Below are 19,304 nucleotides of genomic sequence, written 5' to 3' on the forward strand. Positions count from 1 at the left end.
TCCGGCGCGCTCACAGCCGCACCGGGACGCCGGCGGCGTGCATGTGGGCCTTGGCCTCGTGGATCGTGTATTCGCCGAAATGGAAGATCGAGGCGGCGAGCACGGCCGAGGCATGGCCCTCGGTCACCCCCTCGACCAGGTGGTTGAGGTTGCCGACCCCGCCCGAGGCGATGACGGGGATTTTCACCGCGTCGGCGATGGCGCGGGTCAGCGGCAGGTTGAAGCCCGACTTGGTCCCGTCGCGGTCCATCGAGGTCAGCAGGATCTCGCCCGCGCCGCGCTCCTCCATCTTCAGGGCGAACTCGACGGCGTCGATGCCGGTCTCCTTGCGCCCGCCATGGGTGAAGATCTCCCACCGGCCGGGCGCGACCGTCTTGGCGTCGATGGCGACGACGATGCACTGGGCGCCGAACTTGTCGGAGGCCCGCGCGATCACGTCCGGGTCGTTCACCGCGGCGGTGTTGAAGCTGGCCTTGTCGGCGCCGGCGAGCAGCAGCTGGCGCACGTCCTCGGGGGTGCGCACCCCGCCGCCGACGGTCAGCGGCATGAAGCACTGCTCGGCCGTGCGGCGCACCACGTCGATCAGGGTGCCGCGCTTTTCGTGGGACGCCGTGATGTCGAGAAAGCAGAGCTCGTCCGCCCCCGCAGCGTCGTAGATCTTGGCGGCCTCCACCGGGTCGCCCGCATCGCGCAGGCCGACGAAGTTGACGCCCTTGACCACGCGGCCGTCCTTGACGTCCAGGCAGGGGATGATGCGGGTCTTGAGGGTCATGCGCGGGGTTCCTCTGCGGCGGCGTCGGTGAAGGCCGTGATACCGCGGCGCGGCCCCGAGGGAAAGCGGGCGCCGCGGCGCAGGCCGGGGCGCCTGTCGCTTGCAAATTCACGCGGAAGTTGTATCCAGTGCGCCTGAAGAAACCTTTGGTTCACCTTCATTGAGCTATGGTTTCGATCGTCTTGCCGCGGATCGGGGTCGCCCCGGGCGGCGGGGCGTCCGGCGCAGCGCGGACGGGCTTGCAAGAGCCCCCGCCGCGCGGCCCGCAAGCGCGAAACGCGCCCGTTGGAGGAGACCGCCATGCCCATGTCCCAGCGCTTCGCCGAGCGACTCGCCGCCCTCGGGCTGCTGGCCGATCCGCGCGCCCGCGCGCCGATGCACCGGCTGCGCGCCGCCGGCACGGTGGAGGAGGTGTCCGCGCGCCTCGCGGGCGATCTCGAGCGGCAGGGCGCGGCGATCTGCGTCAACGCCGAGGCGTGGTCCGCCTGCGGGCGCCCGGCGCGGCTGCTGGTCTTCGTGTCCTCGCACTGGACCCCGCGCGCGGCGCTGGCCGACGCGGCGGACGGGCTGACCCTGCCCTGGAAGGTGCTGGTGAAGGAGGATGCCGAGGGCGCCGTCTGGATCCAGTGGCAGGACCCGGGCGAGGCGCCGAGCGCCCGCGCCGCCTGACGCGCGCGCCGCCCCCGACATGCAGTCCGGTCATGCAAACGGCCGCCCCCGGGGGCGGCCGTTTTCGTCTGCGCGGCTTCGGCCTGGATCAGGCGGCCCGGGTCAGGAAGCGAGGAACTTCGCCGCCTCGGCCACGTCGATATGCCCGTCATAGATCGCGCGCCCCGAGATCGCGCCGTCGAGCGGCGCGCCGCACTCCTTCAGCGCCTTGAGGTCCTCCATCGACGAGACGCCGCCCGAGGCGATGACCGGGATCGACACGGCGCTCGCGAGCGCCGCGGTCTCGGCCACGTTCGGCCCCTGCATGGCGCCGTCGCGGGCGATGTCGGTGTAGATGATCGCGGCCACCCCGGCATCCTCGAACTGGCGGGCGAGGTCGAGGGCGGAGATGTCGGTGGTCTCGGCCCAGCCTTCCACCGCGACCATGCCGCCGCGCGCGTCGATGCCGACCGCGACCTTGCCGGGGAATTCCTTCGCCGCCTGTTTGACGAGGGCCGGGTCGCGCACGGCGACGGTGCCGAGGATGACGCGGGAGAGGCCGCGGGTGATCCAGGCCTCGATGGTGGCCATGTCGCGGATGCCGCCGCCGAGCTGGGCGGGGACGGAGATGCGCGACAGGATCCCCTCGACCGCCGCGGCGTTGACCGGCTTGCCCGCGAAGGCGCCGTTGAGGTCGACGAGGTGGATCCAGGAGGCGCCGGCCGCTTCGAACGCGGCGGCCTGGGCGGCCGGGTCGTCGTTGAAGACGGTGGCCGCGTCCATCTCGCCGCGCAGCAGGCGCACGCACTGGCCGTCCTTCAGGTCGATGGCGGGGTAGAGGATCATGGCGCGACGCTCCCGTGCAGCGAGGGTGGGTGTTGCGCGGGTCATGCCCAAGCGCGGCCCCGGATGCAAGCGCAGGCGGCGCCGCGGGGGCGGGCGGCGGCACGCCGCCCTCCGGCCGCGAAGGGGGGCCTGCCCCCCGTGAAGCGGACGGACGCGCCCCGGTTCGGGCGGGGCGGGGCGACCGGGCTCGGGGGGCATGAAGCCCCCGCTCGCCCGCCCGCGCCGCGCGGCAGGCGCTGCGCCTGCGGCGGGCGAGGCGCCCCGCGCGGCGGGTCAGAGGTCCGCGCGCCGGGCCAGCGCCGCCGCCTGCGCCTCGGCGCAGATGCGCACCGCGTCGTCGATCTGCTCGGGCGCATGCGCCGCGGTCAGGAAGAAGCGCAGCCGCGCCTCCCGCTCCGGCACAGCGGGGAAGGTGATCGGCAGCGCGTAGAGGCCCCGTTTCCAGCATTCGTCGGACAGGAGCGCCGCGCCGACGCTGCTCCCCGTCTTCACCGGCAGAATGGCGTGGCCCTGCGCGGCGCCGGTGTCGAAGCCCGCCCCTCGCGCCGCTTCCAGCATCCGCGCGCCATTGGCCTGGAGGCGGGCGACGGTCTGCGGCTCGGCCTCCAGCAGCGCCAGCGCGGCATCGGCGGCGGCGGCGAGCGGGGCGGGCAGCCCGACCGAGAACACGAAGCCCGGCGCGGCGCCCTTCATGATCTCCACCAACGCCGTCGATCCGGCGATGTAGCCGCCGGTGGACGCGAGCGACTTGGACAGCGTGCCCATCCAGATCTCGACCTCCTCGGCCGCGACCCCCGCCGCCTCGCCGATCCCGCGCCCCGTGGGGCCGAGCGTGCCGAGCGAGTGCGCCTCATCGACCATCAGCCAGGCGTCGCGCCGCCGCTTGACCGACACGAAACCGCGCAGGTCCGGCGCGTCGCCATCCATGGAATAGAGCCCCTCGACCGCGATCAGCACCCGCTCGTACTCGCCGCGCCTGCGCGAGAGGAAATCATCCACCCAGGCGTGGTCGCCATGGGGAAAGCTGACCCGCGCGGCGCCCGACAGCCGCGCCCCCTCGGCGATCGAGTTGTGGATCAGCGCGTCGGTCAGCACCAGGTCGCGCGGCCCGAGCAGCGTGGCGATGGCGGCCATGTTGGTCGCGTGGCCCGAGACGAAGGTCACCGCGGCCTCGGCCCCCAGGAACCGGGCGATGCGCGATTCGAGCGACCGGTGCAGGTCCCGCTCCCCCGCCACCACCCGGCTGGCGCCGACCGAGACGCCGTAGCGCAGGATCGCCTCGCGCGCGGCCTCCTGCACCTCCTCGCGGCCGTTGAAGCCGAGATAGTCATAGGCGGTGAAATTCAGCAGGCGGCGGCCCGAGAGGGTGATCTCCGGCCCCGCGCGCTCGGCCTGGGGGCGGAAGAAGGGCATGTCGACGCCCAGCGCCTCCGCCGCCTGGCGCTGGACGCGCATGGCGTGGTGGATGGGCAGGGCGGTGAAGTCGAAACTGCGCGCCGGGGCGGGCGCGGCGGGAGCCGGGGCGGGGCGGGCGGCGCGCAGGGCGCCGAGCAGTTCCTCCCGCGCCCCGGCCGAGAACCGGCCCGGGCGGGCCGTGGCCCCGGGCGGCGGCAAGCCGTCCGCCGCGTCCCCGGGGTCCGGGCCCCGGGCCGTCCCCGCATCGTCCCCTGCGCGCATGCCGCCGCGCGGCGCGTCCGGCCTGTCCATGCCGTCCCCTCCTCAGTCCAGCGCGCGGGTGGTCGCCGCGGCGCGGCGGGCGATCCCGTCGATCACCGCCTCGGGCGCCTCGGCCCCGTGCCGCTCGGCCATGCGGGCGAGCGCGGCGGCGTCCGGCGCCTGCGCCTCGGCCTCCTCCCCCTCCAGCAGCCGGGCGGCGGCGCGGGCGGCGAGATCGGCCAGCGTCGCGCCCCCGGCGGCGGAGAGGAGCGGGATGTCGACGCCCAGCGCCTCCTCCGCCGCGAGGCGCAGGTCCATGGCCATCAGGCTGTCGAAGCCGAGTTCCGTCAGCGGGCGGGCGGGGTCCAGCTCCTCCAGCGGCAGGCGCAGGATCCGCGCAGCCTCGGCGCAAAGGCGCGAGAGGACCTCGGCCCGCGCCTCCTCCTCCGGCATCCCGGCGAGGAGCGCGCGCAGGGCCGCGGCGCCGCGGGCGGGCGCGGCCTCGGGGATCTCGACCCGGGCGAAGAGGGGCGTGCGCAGCAGCGCCAGCTCCTTGCCCGCGGCGGCCCAGTCGATGCGCGCGGCGACGGGGGCGGCGAGGCCCGGGGGCGGCGCGGCCAGCAGGTCCTCGAGCGCGTCCAGCGCCTCGGCCGCACTCATCGCCGCGGCGCCGAGCCGCCCGTCCAGCAGGCGGCGCGAGGCCGCGTCGCGGGTCAGCATCCCGGCGTCCGAGATGGCGCCGAAGCCGACCGCCAGCGCGGGCAGGCCTGCCCGCCGCCGCTCCGCCGCCAGCGCCTCGAGGTAGCAATTCGCCGCCACGTAGGCGCCCTGCCCCGGGTTGCCCACCAGCCCGGTGGCCGAGGAGAACAGCGCGAAGACCGCGGGCGGATCGTCCCGCGTCAGCCGGTCCAGCGCCTCGGCCCCGGCGATCTTGGCCGCCATCGCGCGGGTCATGCGGCCCGCGTCCTGGCCGGCGATCAGCCCGTCATCCATCGCCGCGGCGGCGTGGAGCACCGCGGTCAGCGGGCGCCCGTCCGCGCGGATCTCCGCCAGCAGCGCCGCCATGGCGCCCTCATCCGCGGCGTCCACCGCGCGCAGGTGCAGCGCGGCGCCGGTGGCGCGAATCCGCTCCAGCGCCGCCTCGGCGCCCTCGGCCGGGGCGCCGGAGCGGGAGGTGAGCCAGATCGCCTCCGCCCCCCGCTCGGCCAGCCGCAGGGCCGCCTCGGCGCCGAAGCCGCCGAGCCCGCCGACCACCAGCGCGGCGCCCTCGCCGAAGCGCGCGGCGGGGGCCGTGGCCCCCGGCGCCCCGGGCGGGCGGATCACGATCTTGCCCACCTGCCCCGAGCGTTGCAGCAGGCGGAACGCCTCCGCCGCCTCTTCGGGGCCGAAGACGGTGCGCGGCGGCGGGGCGTAGTCGCCGCGCGCCAGCCCCTCGGCCACCGCCTGCATCGCGCGGCGCGCATCGGCGGGCTTCGCGCCCAGCAGCTGGTCCACGTCGACGCCGAAATAGGCCAGGTTGCGCCGGAACGGGCGCAGGCCCATGGCGCCGCCGCCGTAGAAGTCGCGCTTGCCAAGCTCGATGAACCGCCCGAACGGCGCGAGGCATTCCAGCGTGCGCTCCGCCGCCTCGCCCGAGAGCGAGTTCAGCGCCACGTCGACGCCCCGCCCCCCGGTCGCCCGCATCACCGCGTCGGCGAAGCGTCCCTCGCGGCTGTCGAACACGTGGGCGCAGCCGAGCCGGCGCAGCGCGGCGCGGCGGGCGGGAGAACCCGCGGTGGCGATCACCTCGGCCCCCGCCGCCTGCGCGACCTGCACCGCGGCGAGGCCCACGCCCCCAGCGGCGCCGTGGATCAGCGCGACCTCCCCGGGCGCGAGACGCGCGAGGCCGACCAGCCCGTGCCAGGCGGTCAGGAAAGCCACCGGCGCGGCGGCGGCGGCCTCGGGAGACAGCCCCTCGGGCAGGCGCATCACCGCCGCGGCGTCGGTCAGCGCATGGGACGCCAGCGCGCGCGGCGCGAAGGCCAGCACCCGCTCCCCCGGCGCGAAGCCCGAGGCCGCGCCCGCGCGCGTCACCACGCCCGCGCATTCCATCCCGAGGCCGGGCCCGGCGAAGCCGTCCTCCAGCGCCTCTTCCGGCAGCAGGCCCTGGGCCCACATCACGTCTCGGAAATTGAGGCCCGCGGCCGCGACCGCGATCTCCACCTGGCCGTCGGCGGGCGCCTGCCGCGCGAAGGGCGTCCAGGCCAGGCCGTCCAGCGCGCCGCGGCGGCGCTGCGACAGGCGCAGGCCCGCGGCATCCCCGAGGCGCGCGGCGGCGGCGGCGCGGGCGCGGCCGGCATCGGGCTCGGCCCGGGGGGCGAGCGCCGCGTCCGCGGCCAGCACGAGCTCCCGCTCCGGCCCCGCCTCGACCAGGGCCTCGGCGAGCCGGTCCAGCCCGGCGGCGGCGCGGTCGATCACCCGGATCTCCCGCCCCGGCCATTCATTGGCGGCGACCCGGGCGAAGCCCCAGAGCGCGGCGTCGCGGGGGCTGAGCGCGCGGTCCTCGCCCGCCGCGATCCCGGCCCCGAGCACCAGCCAGAGCGGGCCGTCCGTATCCACCAGCGCCCGGCGGACGCGGTCGCACAGGGCGGCGACATCGGCCAGCGGATCCTCCCCGGGCGGGGGCATGAGCAGCGCCGTCTCGCCCGACGCGGGCACGTCCCAAGGGGTGCAGATCGCGGGCTGGCCGCGCAGGGCGAGGGCGCGGGCCAGCGCCTCGCCCCCCGCGCCGACGACGCGGATCGGGGCGCGCGGCCCGGGCGCAGCGGGCGCCGCGCCGTGCAGCGCCCGGGCCAGAAGCGGCCCGGCGCCGGTGTCGTGGAGCGCGAGGCCCGCGCCGTCCAGCGCCTCGGCCCAGCCCGCGCGGTCCCGGCGCGGGCCGTGGGGGCGCAGCGACGCCGCCGCGCGCCACCAGTCGGAGCGCCGGCCATGCAGCAGGTCCCCGGCCAGCGTCGGCGGCGCCTCGGCCGCGATCAGCGCCCCGCCCGCGCGCAGGGCGGCGGCGAGGCGGCGCAGCGTCGCCGGGTCCGCCCGGTGCAGCGCATCGCAGGACAGCACGACGTCCCAGGCCCCGGCCTCCCACGCCTCGGGCGCGGTGAAGGACAGCCCGGCGGGGCGCGGGGCCGGGTCGGCCTCCATCGCCCGCACCCGGCGCGGGTCGGGGTCGGACCGCGTCGCCTCGCCCGCCGCCATCGCCGCGCGCAGCAGCGCGGGGGAGGCGGCGCCGAGCACCAGGATGCGGCGGCGGCCGGGCCCGGACAGGGCGGCCAGCGCGGCGATCAGCGGCGCCTCGCGCGCCTCGGCCTCGGGGCCGCGCGCCTCGGCGGCGATGTCGGCGGCCGAGGGCGGCGGCGTCTCGGGCGCCAGGCCCCCGGACAGGGCGCGGCGCAACCCTTCCTCAAGGCCCATCGCGGCGAGGAAGACCTCGCCCTGCCTCGCCGCCTCGGCCAGCAGCGCCTCGGCCAGCGGCTCCAGCGCCGGGGCGGAGGGGGCGCCGAGCACGGGGCCGTCGAGGCCCGGAACCGCGGAGCCGTCCGCCTCCAGCCCCGCCACGAGGCGGCGCCAGAGCGGGCGGGCCGAGGGGTGCAGCGCGCCCGCGGGCAGCGCGTCGGGGTCGAGCGCGCCGCCCTCTCCGGCCAGGGCCGCCGCGGCCTCCCAGGCCGAGCGGTGGGCGGCGGCGTCGAGCAGCAGGGCGGCGGCCGGTTCCGGCGCGGCCTCGCCCGACAGCGCGGCGGCGAGCGCGTCCATGTCCGGCGGCGCGGCGGGCGAGACGGGGACGAGGACCTGGCGCAGGAACAGCCCCTCGGCCCCGGCCGCGCGCGGGTCCTGCATCGGGCGGAAGCGCAGGCCCGACAGCTCGGCCACGCAGCCCGCCGCGTCGAACAGGGCGATGGACGCGACCGCGCCATGCTCCGTGGCCTTCTCCAGCCGCGCCTCGGCCCGCAGCGGGGTCGCGCCGGGGCGGAACAGGCGCAGCGCGGCGATGCGCACCGGCAGCCAGGCGCGGCCCGGCCGCGGGTCCGCCCCGGCCAGCAGCGGCAGCAGCCCGTGCAGCGCGGCGTCAAGCCAGCAGGGATGCAGCGCGTGGCGCCCGGGCGCGAGCGCGGGATCGCCCGAGAAGCGGATCTCGACGCCCCCCTCGATCCGCGTGAAGGCCTCGGCCCGGCGGAAGGCGGGGCCATAGTCGAGGCCCATCGCCGCCGCGGCGGCATAGACCGCGTCCGGGTCCATCCCGGCGCCGGTCGCCGCCGCCGGACCGGGCGCGGCGGCGCGCAGCGGGCGCAGGCGGGCCTGCGCGTGCAGGGCGGGGGCCGCCTCGGCGCCGACGGGCCGGGCGGCGATCTCCACCACCCCCCGCGCCCCGCAATGGCGGGTGCGCAGCGCGGTCGGCGCGGCGTCGAGCGCCAGCGGCCGCAGGATGTCGAAATCGAGCAGCTCCACCCCCTCCTCCGCCGCCTCGCCCAGCGCCTCGAGCCCCGCCGAAAGCGCCATGTCGGCAAGCCCCGCGGCGGGCATCACCACGCCGCCGGCGACCTTGTGATCGGCCAGCCAGGCGGGCTGCGCCGCGCTCACCGCCGCGTGCCAGTCGGCGCCGTCCGCCCGGTCCCGGCGGCCCAGCAGCGGGTTGACGGGGGACGCGTCGAACCCCGCGATCGCGTCGGGCCCGGGCGCGGCCCGGTAGGTCTTGTTGCGCCACGGGTAGCGCGGCGGGTGGATGTCGCAGCGCAGGTCGGGGCCGAACAACGTCTCCTCGGACAGGCGGGCGCCATGGGCCAGCGCGGCCCCGGCGACGAGGTCGAAATCGGCCGGCTTGCCGTCCTCGAGCGCCGCCAGCGCGGCGAGGCGCAGGCCCTTCGCCCGCGCCACGTCCCGCGCGAAGCCGCCGAGGACCGGGCGCGGCCCGACCTCCACCGTCGCCGCGGCGCCGAAATCCAGCGCGCTGCCCAGCGCCTGGCGGAACAGCACCGGGCGGCGGATATTGGCCCACCAGTAGCGGGGGCCGAGCTCCTCTCCATCCGCGGCGCGGCCGAACACGGCGGAATGGAAGCGGATCCGCGCCTCCTCCGGGCGCAGGAAGGCCAGCGCCTCCATCAACCCGTCCTCGAGCCCGTCGGCGGCGGCGGAGTGGAACGGGTAGTCCAGCGCCAGGCGGCGGGTGGCGGCGCGGCGGGCGTCGGCGGCGGCCTCGACCCGGGCCAGCGCCTCGACGGGGCCGGAGAGCGTCACCGCGCGCGGAGAGTTGTCGGCGGCGATCTCCACCGCGTCCTCGCCCAGCTCGGCCAGCAGGCCCGCGGCCTCGTCATGGCCGAGCAGCAGCGCGGTCATCCCGCCCGTCCCGCGCATCCCCTCCTGCGCCGCGGAGCGGTGGTGGATCAGCTGCGCCGCGGCCGACAGGTCCAGCGCCCCGGCGGCCCAGGCGGCGGCGACCTCGCCCACCGAGTGGCCGACGACGGCATGGGGGCGCAGGCCGCGGGCGGCCAGCGCCCCGGTCGCGCCGACCTGGATCGCGAAGATCAGCGGCTGCGCGAGCGAGGAGGCGCCGAGGCGATCGGCCAGCGTGTCGGACAGAAGCTCGGCCTCGAGATCCTGCCCCGAGACGGCGCCGACGGCGGCGGCCGCGGCGCGGAACCCCGCGGCGAAGTCCGGGTCGCGGGCGAGCGCGTCGCGCCCCATGCCCACGTGCTGCCCGCCATTGCCGGAGAACAGGAACACCGCCTCGCCCGGCGCCGCGCCCTCGGCCCGGCCCGAGGCGATGCGCGCGGGGGCGTCCTTCGCGCCCGCGGCCCAGGCGGCCAGCGCCCCGGCCTGGGTCTCGGCCTCCGCGGCGGGGACCACGACGCGGTGGGACAGCCGCTCCCGCCCCCAGGCGCAGGCGTTGGCGAGGGCGGGGGCGTCGCCCGGCGCCGCCCGCAGCCGGTCGGCGACCTGGCCGGCAAGCGCCTTCAGCGCCTCCTCGGACCGGGCCGAGAGCACCAGCGGCGCAGGGGCGGGTTCGGGAGCGCGCGAGCGGCGCTCCTCCGCCCCCGGCTGGCGCAGGCAGACATGGGCGTTGGCGCCGCCGAAGCCGAAGGCGTTCACCCCCGCGTGCCAGGGGCGGGAGGCGGGCGGGATCGCCTCCGCCTCCGCCGCCACGCGCAGGTTCAGGCGGTCGAAATCGATATGCGGGTTCGGCGTCTCGAAATGCAGGGACCTGGGGATCCGCCCCGTCTCCAGCGCGATCTGCGCCTTCAGAAGGCCCACGAGGCCCGCCCCCGCCTCGAGGTGGCCCACATTGGTCTTGGCCGACCCGATCGGCAGCGGCGCCGCGCGCCCGGCGCCCAGCGCGGCGCCCAGGGCCGCGGCCTCCTGCGGGTCGCCCGCCTGGGTGCCGGTGCCATGCGCCTCGACGAAGGCGAGCCGGTCGGGGGACAGCCCCAGCTCGCCGTAGACCTGGCGCAGCAGCGCCTCCTGCCGCTCGGCCGAGGGCATCGAGACCCCGGGCGTGCGCCCGTCGGAGTTCACCCCGACGCCGGCGATGACGCCCAGCACGTGGTCGCCGTCCGCCAGCGCCGCGCCGAGCGCCTTGAGCACGAACACCACCGCGCCTTCGGAGCGCACATAGCCGTCCCCCGACGCGTCGAAGGCCGCGCAGAGCCCGCGGCGCGAGAGCATCGAGGCGCGCGAGAACCCCACGTAGGGCCAGGGCGAGAGAAGCATGTTCACCCCCCCCACCAGCGCCGTGTCGATCCGCCCCGAGGCGATCTCGGCCGCCGCGGCGCGCAGCGCGTAGAGGCCCGAGGAACAGGCCGTGTCGACCGTCCAGCTCGGCCCCTGCAGGTCCAGCAGGTAGGAGATCCGGTTGGACAGCAGCGAGAGCGTGTTCCCGGTCATGAACTGCGCGTCGATGGCGCCGGGATCGAGGTGGAAGCGGTTGGAATGATCGTTCGAGGACGCGCCGACGAAGACCCCCGTGCGGTCCCTGGCCAGGGTCGAGAGCGGGCGGCGCGCGTGTTCCAGCGCCTCCCACGCCACCTGCAGCAGCAGGCGCTGCTGGGGGTCCATCTGCTCGGCCTCGCGCGGCGAGACGCCGAAGAAGCCCGGATCGAAGGCGAAGGGGTCGTCCAGCTGCCCGGCGGCGAGGGTGTAGCTGCGGCCCGCCCCCTCGCCCAGCCACATGTCGGCCGGGAAGCGATCCGGCTGGATCCGCCCGACGCTGCAGCGCCCGTCCTCGAGCAAGGCCCGGAACCCCTCGGGCCCGTCGGCGCCGGGAAGCCGGCAGCCATATCCGATGATCGCGATTTCGCTCGGTTCGATGGCTTTGAGCACGCGGCGCCTCCTGCGGCCTTGTCCGCGGGGTTTTCCACGCGGAAGCCGGGACGGTCCCGCCCGGCGCGGGGCGACGGCGGCGGCCGGGGGGAAGGCGCGCCATCGCCGGGCCGATTAGAGCCGCAGATCGTTAATGACATCTTCACCGCCCCCCCCGAAAACGGGGGCCGCGACGAAAAACCGGGACTGCGGAGGCGCGAAATCACGACCCGAGAGCCGCCAGAGACGGGCGACGCCCCCCCGCTTGCGCCATCGGGCGCGGCGCTTGCGGGCCCGCGCCTGTGCGTCGTCACCTGCATGAAGAACGAGGGGCCCTTCATCCTCGACTGGATCGCCCATCACCGGGCGGTCGGGGTGCGCGATTTCCTCGTCTATACAAATGATTGCGACGACGGGACGGTGGCGCTTCTGGACCGGCTCGCCGCCCGCGGGGCGCTGGTGCGGCGGGACAACCCGCTGGGGTCCAACAAGGGCAAGACGCCCCAGCACGCGGCGCTGATCGACGCCGCCGATTGCGCGCCCGCGGTGGATGCGGAGTGGATCCTGCCGATCGACGTCGACGAATACGTCAACATCCGTCCCGGCGCCGGGACCTTCGCGGACCTGCTGGCGGCGGCCGAGGCGCTGGCAGGGGCTGCGCCCGAGATGATCTCGCTGCCCTGGCGGCTGTTCGGCTCGGACGGGACCGAGGGGTTCCGGGACAAGCCGGTGACGGCCCAGTTCACCCGCTGCGCCGCGGCCTGGCGGCCGAAGCCGCACCAGGCCTGGGGCTTCAAGACCGCCTTCCGCGCCGGGGTCCCCTATGCCCGGTTCGGCGTCCACCGGCCGGTGAAGCCGCATGACGGGGCCGCGCCGGTCTGGCTCGACGGCTCGGGGCGGCCGATGCCGCGCAAGTTCATCGGGCGGGGCTGGCGGATGGACAAGCATTGCTGGGGCTATGACCTGGTGCAGCTCAACCACTACGCGGTGCGCTCGGCCGAGAGCTTCCTCGTCAAGCGCGCGCGCGGGCGGGTGAACCACACGAGCCGCGACCAGGGCCTGCAGTACTGGTGGGTGATGAACCGCAACGAGGACGAGGACCGCTCGATCCTGCGCCTGCGCCGCGCGGCGCGGGAGGAGATGCAGGCGCTGAAGGCGGACCCGGAGGTGCGCCGCCTGCACCAGGCCTGCCTGCGCGCGCATCGGCGCAAGATCAAGGCGCTGCGGGCGGACCCGGAGCATGCCGAGCTGCTGGCGCGGCTGGTCTCCCCCGGTTTCGACGCGCTGTCGCGGATCGACGGGGCGTTCGGCACGGCCTGGTTCGAGGAAGGCCCCCCGCCGGAGGCGTTCGAGCCGGGGGACGGCCCGATCCTGCGGGCGGTGCGGGGGGCGGCGCCCTGAGGGGCGGTTGACGTGGCGGGAGGCGCTGCAAGACAATCCATCCGCTCTTCGGAAGGTTTTTCTTGAGGATCCGCCCATGCGCCCGCGTCTTTCGCGCCTGTTCGCCGCCCTGTTCGCCGCGTCTCTCACCGCCGCGGCTGCATGGCGCTGGCGGCGGATTTCAGCTCCGCCCCCCTCCGCCCCGACTGGGGTCTGACCGGGGACGAGGTGACCGACGTGCCGAACCTTCCCCACTCCAAACGCCACGTGCAGCGGCTGCACAAGCGGCTGCCGATCACGATCTCGGCCTCGCTCCGCTACTTTACCAGAAGCAAGCGGATCATGCTGTCGAACTGCTGGCTCAGCTCGGCCGCAAACTACCAGGTCGCCCGCGTGCCGAAGGGCGCGCTCGCCTATGGCGCCGACCTTGACCTGGACCCGGACGCGCTGGAGGCGGCCTCGCGCAGGCTCGCCGCCACGCTGGAGACGCAGGAGGGGTATGTCGACGCGACCCCGCCGATGCGGAAGGCGGGGAGGATCATTCAGACCGTCATCGCCGTGCATGGCTGCGGCGACCCCGCCGTGCTGCTGCAGGTCTCTCGCTACGAAAAACCCCTGATGAGGCGGACCTGGTCGGTCGGCGCAAAACGACGCAGCAAGGCCCCCGCCGCCTGCGCCGCCCGCTGACCCCCCGTCAGCCCGCCCGGGCCTGCGCCCAGCCGAGGTCATAGGCCGCCGCCGACGGCCCGTTTTCGCGCAGCTCCAGCAGCTTCGCCTTGCCCTCGGCCAGGCCCGGGCGGTGGCGGTCCTCCACGGGCCAGAGGACATAGGACGCCGCGTCCAGCTTCTCGAACCACTCGGCCCGGCGGGACAGGAATTGGCCGTGCACGCCGCGCAGCACGAATTCCGCCAGCGCCGCGTCGCTCTCCCAGACCGAGACGGTGGCGATGGCGCGGTCGGGGCGCCCGAAGAAAGCGCCCGGCGTGTTCCCGCGCCGCTGCAGGTCCCGGTCGGACATGCGCCAGACGAAACCGGGGGAGCGTTCGGCGAGGGCGTTCACCGCCTCGACCGCATCCACGAACCCGGCGACGCGCGGGTCGCCGAAGGGATGCAGCAGGTAGCCCATGTTGAGCTGCGCGACGTAGGCCATGGCGTCCTCCCTGCCCCGGCGGGGGGCGGGGAGAACCGTGCGGCGCGGGGGCGCGGGCGGTCAAGCGGGCGCAAAGCCGCCCGTCAGCCCTCCCAGCCGATGCGGCGCAGCACATCGCCGGCAAGGTAGAGCGAGCCGCAGATCAGCACCCGGGGGGCCGGACCGCCCGCCTCCGACACCGCCTCGAACGCGGCGTCGAGGCTGGGGGCCGGGTCGGCGGGAAGCCCCGCGCGGCGGGCGGCGGCGGCGATGGCCTCGCCCGGCTGGGTGGCGGCGGCGCCGAGGATGGTGACGCCCGACACGTGCGTCGCCTGCCCGGCGAAGGGGCGCAGGAAGGCCTCGGGGTCCTTGGTCTCCAGCATCCCGCAGACGAGGTGCAGCGGCGCCGGGCGGCGCGCGTTCAGCACCGCCATGTGCGCGGCCAGCGCCTCGCCCGCCGCGGGGTTGTGCCCGCCGTCGAGCCAGACTTCCGCATCCGCCGGAAGCCCCGGCAGGTCCGCGGCGGCGATGGGCTGCATCCGCGCGGGCCAGCGCGCGCCGGTCAGGGCCGCGGCGCAGGCGGCCTCGTCCGCGCCCAGAAGGCGCAGCGCCGCGACCGCGGTCCCGGCGTTCTGCGCCTGGTGCGCGCCGCCGAGGGACGGGGCCGGAAGGTCGAGCATCCCGTTCGCGTCCTGGAACACGATGCGGCCGTTCTCAAACCAGCACATCCAGTCGCGGCCCGCGACATGCAGCGGCGCGCCGATCTTCGCGGCATGCGCCTCGATGGCGTCCAGCGCCTCGGGCTGCTGCTCGGCCACCACGCAAGGCACGCCGCGGCGCATGATCCCGGCCTTGTGGGTCGCGATCTCGGCCAGGGTGGGGCCCAGGTACATCTCGTGGTCGAAGCTGATCGGGGTGATCGCGGTCAGGGCCGGGGCGCTCAGCACGTTGGTCGCATCGCCCTCGCCCCCGAGGCCGACCTCGAGCAGGGTCCAGTCCGCCTCGCTGCGCGAAAACCCGAGGAAGGCGGCCACGGTCGTCGCCTCGAACACCGAGATCCCGGCCCCGTCATTGGCCGCGATGCACTCGTTCAGCAGCCCCGCCAGCGCGGGTTCTGCGATGGGGCGGCCGCGCAGGCGGATATTCTCGTGCAGGCGCACCAGGTGGGGCGAGTTGTAGCCGTGGCAGGCCTCGCCCCGGCTTTCCAGCCCGGCGCGGATCATGGCGAGGGTCGAGCCCTTGCCATTGGTGCCCGCGACATGGATCGCGGGCGGGATGGCTTCGTGCGGATCCCCGAGCGCGCGCAGCAGGCGGCGCACCGGCTCCAGCGTCAGCTCGATGTCGCTGGGGGTCAGCGCCATCAGCGCGGCGACGGCCGCGTCGCTGGCGGCGGTGTCGGCGCTGCGCGGCGGCAGGAAGGCCGCGGCGGCGGGCGCGGGGGACGCGGCCCCCTCGAACCCGCCCACGAAGCCGGGGGCGGTCACCCCTTGGTCTCGCCATCGGCCGGGGCGGGCAGCGCCTCGGCGGAGGTGTCGGGCGAAGGCAGGTCTCCCATCACGCGGCGCTCCTCGTTCATCAGCAGGCGCAGGAGCTTGGCCAGCTCGTCGCGCATCTCGGTCCGGTGCAGGACCATGTCGAGCATCCCGTGCTCGAGCAGGTACTCGGCGCGCTGGAAGCCCTCGGGGAGCTTCTCGCCGATGGTCTGTTCGATCACGCGCGGGCCGGCGAAGCAGATCAGCGCGCCGGGTTCGGCGATCTGCACGTCGCCGAGCATGGCATAGGACGCGGTGACGCCCCCGGTGGTCGGGTGGGTCAGCACGCAGATGTAAGGCAGCCCCGCCTCGCGCAGCATCTGCACGGCGACGGTGGTGCGCGGCATCTGCATCAGCGACAGGATGCCTTCCTGCATCCGCGCGCCCCCGGCGGCCGAGAACAGCACCAGCGGCGCGCGGCGCGCCAGGGCTTTCTCAGCGGCGGCGACGATGGCGTTGCCGACATGCATGCCCATGGAGCCGCCCATGAAGCTGAAGTCCTGCGCGGCGCAGACGGTGTGCAGCCCGCCGATGGCGCCCTCGGCGACCAGCATCGCCTCGGTCTCGCCGGTCTTGCGGCGGGCGTCCTTCATGCGGTCGGAATAGCGCTTGGAATCGCGGAACTGGAGCGGGTCGGCGATGGGCTCGGGGACCTCGACCTCCACGAACAGCCCGCCGTCGAACAGCGACGCGAAGCGGTCGCGCGGCGTGATGTGCATGTGGTGGCGGCAGTTCGGGCAGGTGTTCAGCGCGTCGGCCAGTTCCCGGTGGAACAGCATCGTGCCGCACTCGTCGCACTTGCGCCACAGGTTCTCGGGCACCTCGCGCCGAGAGAACAGCGAGTTGATCTTGGGGCGGACGTAGTTGTCGATCCAGTTCATGGCTGCGCCTCGTCTGTGCTCCGGATTGGCCGCCCCCGGCGAGGGGGGCGCGCCGCGCCCGCGTGGTACTGCGCCGCGGCGCGCGATGCAATCGTGCGGGCGGGCGGCCCCGAAGACGGGAGCGGGGTGCAGCATACATGGGGCCGGGGGGCGGAAATGCACGGGGGGCGACGGGCGAAGGCGCGCATGCGACGGATCGGGGGCGGCGGAGGGGCCCGCGCCCGGGGCTGAGCGGGGGCTGGGGGGGCTGAGCGGGGGCGCTTGCGGCCCCCGGCGGCGCATCGGTCCGGGCGGGGGCGTGCGGCCCTCGGGGGCGTCGAGCCCCCTCGGCCCGGCGCCGCCCCGCGGGCGCCGCGCCCCGGCCCGCTCCGTTCCGCACCCTTGCAACCGGGCGCGCCCGGCGACATGGTCCGCCCGACTTGCCCCCCCGCGCCCGCCCCCCCGGCGCCGCGCGGCCCGCCGCTACGGGAGAGACCCGCCATGACCGCCGCCGACGCCGCTTCCCGCCCGCCCGCACCGCGCCCCGCCCCCCTGCCCCCGCTGCTGGTCGAGGACATGGTCCGCGCCGCCCTGCGCGAGGATTTCGGCCGTGCGGGCGACGTCACCTCGGCCGCCGTGGTCCCCGAGGCCGCCGAGGCCACCGCGGTGATGGCGAGCCGCGAGCATGGCGTGCTCTGCGGCGCCGATTTCGGCCGCGCCGCCTTCGCCGCCCAGGACGCCGGGCTCTCGGTCGAGCTGCTGATGCGCGACGGCGCGCGGGTCGCCCCGGGCGACGTGGTGATGCGCATCTCCGGCAACGCCCGCGCGATCCTGTCGGGCGAGCGGGTGGCGCTCAACTTCATGTGCCACCTGTCGGGGATCGCGGGCATGACCGCGCGATTCGCCGAAAAGCTCTCCGGCACCCGCGCCCATGTCGCCTGCACCCGCAAGACCACGCCCGGCCTGCGCGCGGCCGAGAAATACGCGGTGCGCTGCGGCGGCGGGGTGAACCACCGCTTCGGCCTCGACGACGCGGTGCTGATCAAGGACAACCACATCGCCGTCGCCGGCGGCGTCGCCGCCGCGGTCACCGCCGCCAGGGCCTATGCCGGGCATCTCTGCGCCATCGAGGTCGAGGTCGACACGCTGGCGCAGCTCGAGGAGGCGCTGGGGGCCGGGGCCACGGTCATCATGCTCGACAATTTCGGGCTCGAGGACCTCGGCCGCGCGGTGGAGATCAACGCCGGCCGCGCGGTGCTCGAGGCCTCGGGCGGCGTGTCGCTCGAGACGGTCGGGGCCATCGGCAAGACCGGCGTCGACGTGATCTCCTCGTCGAAGATCACCATGGCCGCGGGGACGCTGGACCTCGGGCTGGACATCGAGATCGGCTGAGGCCCCGCGCCGCCCGAAACCCGCGGGACGCCCGACGCGCCGCGCGGGCGCCCGGCAAGCCGCCGGCGCGGCGCCGGGCGCGCGGCCCCCGGCGCCCCCCCCCCCCGGCCAGGCCGCCCGCCAGGCCCCCGGCGCGGCGCCGGGCCATCCCGCGCCGCGGCGCCGATCCCCGCCCCGCGGCGCGAAGGCCCCTTTTCGCCGCGCGCGTTCGCCCTAGGGTGAACCTTGATCCGGCCGCGCGCCAAAGACGCCGCACATGCCCGGCGGCCCGGCGCGCGCCCTTCCCCCGCGCGCCGGCGGCCGCCCAAAGCCCGGGAGGAGCCAATGACCGTCGCCCTCATCACCCATCCCGCCGCCAACGGCCACGTGACCCCCTCGGGGCATCCCGAATGCGTCGCCCGGCTCGACGCGGTGCTCTCGGCCCTCTCGGCCCCCGAATTCGACGCGCTGCACCGCTCCGAGGCGCAGCGCGTGACCGAGGCGGAGCTGCTGCGCGCCCATCCGCGCAGCTACCTGCAGATGCTGCGCGAAGCCGCCCCGGCCGAGGGCGCGCCCGCGGTCGATCTCGACCCCGACACCTGGATGACCGCCGGATCGCTGGAGGCGGCGGAGCGCGCCGCGGGCGGCGGCTGCCAGGCGGTGGACCTGGTGCTGTCGGGCGCCCATCGCGCCGCCTTCGTGGCCATGCGCCCGCCCGGCCACCACGCCGAGCGCCGCCGCCCGATGGGGTTCTGCCTCTACTCCTCCATCGCCATCGCCGCGCTGCACGCGCTGGCCCAGCCGCAGGTGGACCGGGTCGCGGTGCTCGATTTCGACGTCCACCACGGCAACGGCACCCAGGACGTGCTGGAGAGCGAGCCGCGCGCCTTCTTCGCCTCCTCCCACGAATTCCCGCTCTATCCCGGCACCGGCGCGGCGCATGAGACGGGCGTGGGCAACGTGCTGAACGTCCCCCTCCCCAACGCCTCCGGCAGCCGCGAATTCCGCGCGGCCTGGGAGGAGGCGATCCTGCCCGCCGCCGCCGCGCACCGGCCGGACATGGTGTTCATTTCCGCGGGTTTCGACGCCCACAAGCGCGACCCGCTGGCCAGCCTGGGGCTGGAGACCGAGGATTTCGCCTGGGTGACCCGCAAGATCATGGACCTCGCGGACGAGCATGCGCAGGGACGGGTCGTCTCGATGCTCGAAGGCGGCTACGATCTGACCGCGCTGTCCGAAGCCTCGGCGGCGCATGTGCGAACCTTGATGGAGGGCGCTTGAATGAGCGACCAGGCCCCCGCCCCGGCGGTGGATAAGATGAGCTACGAGGCCGCGATGGCGGGCCTCGAGGACGTGGTGAACCGGCTCGAGCGCGGGGACGTGCCGCTGGAGGAGAGCATCGCGCTTTATGAGCGCGGCGAGGCGCTGCGGGCGCGCTGCGAGGCGCTGCTGCAGGAGGCCGAGATGAAGGTCGCCCAGATCACCGCCGGCCCGGACGGAGAGGTCGCGGCCGCCCCGATGAAGGGCTGAGGCGCGGGGCCTGGCGCCGCCGGGCCCCGGCCCGGCGCGGGCGGAGGAGCGGGGGCTTCATGCCCCCCGACGACGGCCGCACCCCGAGGCAGGCTTTCGCCCGTTCAGGGGGGCCTTCGCCCCCCGTTCTCGCCCCCCTTTCTCGGAAGAACCGCGGCTGCGCCGCCGGGGCGCGCCGCCCTAGGGCCTGTCCCCATAAACAGGATTCCCCAATCGGGCTCGATCTGATTCAACCTCCCGAAAGAGGAGGTCGCCAT

General features: G+C 76.0%; 13 protein-coding genes. 6 read left to right on the forward strand and 7 right to left on the reverse strand.

The window, feature by feature from the left end:
• Positions 1–10 precede the first annotated feature (10 nt).
• Positions 11–772: an imidazole glycerol phosphate synthase subunit HisF gene (hisF, locus tag ACQ5SO_RS17935; protein WP_430943011.1), complete on the reverse strand. Its 762-nt coding sequence runs from the start codon at positions 770–772 to the stop codon at positions 11–13.
• A 300-nt stretch (positions 773–1,072) separates the two neighbouring features.
• Between hisF and ACQ5SO_RS17940 the strand changes: the two genes are divergently transcribed.
• On the forward strand, positions 1,073–1,441 hold the full coding sequence (locus ACQ5SO_RS17940) for a hypothetical protein (RefSeq protein ID WP_430943012.1): 369 nt from the start codon (positions 1,073–1,075) through the stop codon (positions 1,439–1,441).
• A 102-nt stretch (positions 1,442–1,543) separates the two neighbouring features.
• Here the strand turns inward: ACQ5SO_RS17940 and hisA are convergent, their stop codons facing one another.
• From hisA to ACQ5SO_RS17955, 3 genes are all read right to left on the reverse strand, one after another.
• On the reverse strand, positions 1,544–2,266 hold the full coding sequence (gene hisA / locus ACQ5SO_RS17945; protein ID WP_430943013.1) for a 1-(5-phosphoribosyl)-5-[(5-phosphoribosylamino)methylideneamino]imidazole-4-carboxamide isomerase: 723 nt from the start codon (positions 2,264–2,266) through the stop codon (positions 1,544–1,546).
• A 273-nt stretch (positions 2,267–2,539) separates the two neighbouring features.
• Positions 2,540–3,973: an aminotransferase class I/II-fold pyridoxal phosphate-dependent enzyme gene (locus ACQ5SO_RS17950; RefSeq protein ID WP_430943014.1), complete on the reverse strand. Its 1,434-nt coding sequence runs from the start codon at positions 3,971–3,973 to the stop codon at positions 2,540–2,542.
• A gap of 12 nt (positions 3,974–3,985) precedes the next feature.
• Positions 3,986–11,266 carry an SDR family NAD(P)-dependent oxidoreductase gene (locus ACQ5SO_RS17955; protein WP_430943015.1) on the reverse strand — a complete coding sequence of 2,427 codons (7,281 nt, stop codon included), beginning with the start codon at positions 11,264–11,266 and terminating at the stop codon, positions 3,986–3,988.
• Between the two features lie 297 nt (positions 11,267–11,563).
• Between ACQ5SO_RS17955 and ACQ5SO_RS17960 the strand changes: the two genes are divergently transcribed.
• Positions 11,564–12,646, forward strand: coding sequence for a glycosyltransferase family 2 protein (locus ACQ5SO_RS17960; RefSeq protein WP_430943016.1), 1,083 nt, complete (start codon positions 11,564–11,566; stop codon positions 12,644–12,646).
• Positions 12,647–12,787: 141 nt separating this feature from the next.
• Positions 12,788–13,312, forward strand: coding sequence for a hypothetical protein (locus ACQ5SO_RS17965; RefSeq protein ID WP_430943017.1), 525 nt, complete (start codon positions 12,788–12,790; stop codon positions 13,310–13,312).
• Positions 13,313–13,319: 7 nt separating this feature from the next.
• Here ACQ5SO_RS17965 and ACQ5SO_RS17970 read toward each other — a convergent pair whose 3' ends face one another.
• From ACQ5SO_RS17970 to accD, 3 genes are all read right to left on the reverse strand, one after another.
• Positions 13,320–13,775: a DUF3291 domain-containing protein gene (locus ACQ5SO_RS17970; protein ID WP_430943018.1), complete on the reverse strand. Its 456-nt coding sequence runs from the start codon at positions 13,773–13,775 to the stop codon at positions 13,320–13,322.
• 83 nt (positions 13,776–13,858) lie between these two features.
• Complete coding sequence (locus ACQ5SO_RS17975) at positions 13,859–15,115, reverse strand: bifunctional folylpolyglutamate synthase/dihydrofolate synthase (protein WP_430943023.1); 1,257 nt, start codon at positions 15,113–15,115, stop codon at positions 13,859–13,861.
• 119 nt (positions 15,116–15,234) lie between these two features.
• The gene (accD, locus tag ACQ5SO_RS17980; RefSeq protein ID WP_430943019.1) at positions 15,235–16,167 is read right to left on the reverse strand and encodes an acetyl-CoA carboxylase, carboxyltransferase subunit beta; all 933 of its coding nucleotides are present in this window, start codon (positions 16,165–16,167) and stop codon (positions 15,235–15,237) included.
• A 480-nt stretch (positions 16,168–16,647) separates the two neighbouring features.
• On the opposite strand from accD, the gene nadC reads away from it, so the two are divergent.
• From nadC to ACQ5SO_RS17995, 3 genes are all read left to right on the forward strand, one after another.
• Positions 16,648–17,538, forward strand: a complete 891-nt coding sequence (gene nadC, locus ACQ5SO_RS17985) for a carboxylating nicotinate-nucleotide diphosphorylase (RefSeq protein WP_430943020.1) — start codon at positions 16,648–16,650, stop codon at positions 17,536–17,538.
• 324 nt (positions 17,539–17,862) lie between these two features.
• Positions 17,863–18,798 (forward strand): histone deacetylase family protein, encoded by a 936-nt coding sequence (locus ACQ5SO_RS17990; protein WP_430943021.1) that lies wholly within the window; start codon positions 17,863–17,865, stop codon positions 18,796–18,798.
• Positions 18,799–19,047 (forward strand): exodeoxyribonuclease VII small subunit, encoded by a 249-nt coding sequence (locus ACQ5SO_RS17995; RefSeq protein WP_430943022.1) that lies wholly within the window; start codon positions 18,799–18,801, stop codon positions 19,045–19,047. It begins immediately after the preceding gene.
• The last annotated feature ends 257 nt before the right edge of the window (positions 19,048–19,304 follow it).

The organism is Rhodovulum sp. DZ06 (assembly GCF_050586345.1).
Classification (GTDB): domain Bacteria; phylum Pseudomonadota; class Alphaproteobacteria; order Rhodobacterales; family Rhodobacteraceae; genus JBOCEF01.

What these genes read in the sequence shown, in the direction of transcription:
- hisF (WP_430943011.1), bottom strand. Translation starts at nt 772, where the DNA reads ATGACCCTCAAGACCCGCATCATCCCCTGCCTGGACGTCAAGGACGGC.
- ACQ5SO_RS17940 (WP_430943012.1), top strand. Translation starts at nt 1,073, where the DNA reads ATGCCCATGTCCCAGCGCTTCGCCGAGCGACTCGCCGCCCTCGGGCTG.
- hisA (WP_430943013.1), bottom strand. Translation starts at nt 2,266, where the DNA reads ATGATCCTCTACCCCGCCATCGACCTGAAGGACGGCCAGTGCGTGCGC.
- ACQ5SO_RS17950 (WP_430943014.1), bottom strand. Translation starts at nt 3,973, where the DNA reads ATGGACAGGCCGGACGCGCCGCGCGGCGGCATGCGCGCAGGGGACGAT.
- ACQ5SO_RS17960 (WP_430943016.1), top strand. Translation starts at nt 11,564, where the DNA reads ATGAAGAACGAGGGGCCCTTCATCCTCGACTGGATCGCCCATCACCGG.
- ACQ5SO_RS17965 (WP_430943017.1), top strand. Translation starts at nt 12,788, where the DNA reads ATGGCGCTGGCGGCGGATTTCAGCTCCGCCCCCCTCCGCCCCGACTGG.
- ACQ5SO_RS17970 (WP_430943018.1), bottom strand. Translation starts at nt 13,775, where the DNA reads ATGGCCTACGTCGCGCAGCTCAACATGGGCTACCTGCTGCATCCCTTC.
- ACQ5SO_RS17975 (WP_430943023.1), bottom strand. Translation starts at nt 15,115, where the DNA reads ATGGCGCTGACCCCCAGCGACATCGAGCTGACGCTGGAGCCGGTGCGC.
- accD (WP_430943019.1), bottom strand. Translation starts at nt 16,167, where the DNA reads ATGAACTGGATCGACAACTACGTCCGCCCCAAGATCAACTCGCTGTTC.
- nadC (WP_430943020.1), top strand. Translation starts at nt 16,648, where the DNA reads ATGACCGCCGCCGACGCCGCTTCCCGCCCGCCCGCACCGCGCCCCGCC.
- ACQ5SO_RS17990 (WP_430943021.1), top strand. Translation starts at nt 17,863, where the DNA reads ATGACCGTCGCCCTCATCACCCATCCCGCCGCCAACGGCCACGTGACC.
- ACQ5SO_RS17995 (WP_430943022.1), top strand. Translation starts at nt 18,799, where the DNA reads ATGAGCGACCAGGCCCCCGCCCCGGCGGTGGATAAGATGAGCTACGAG.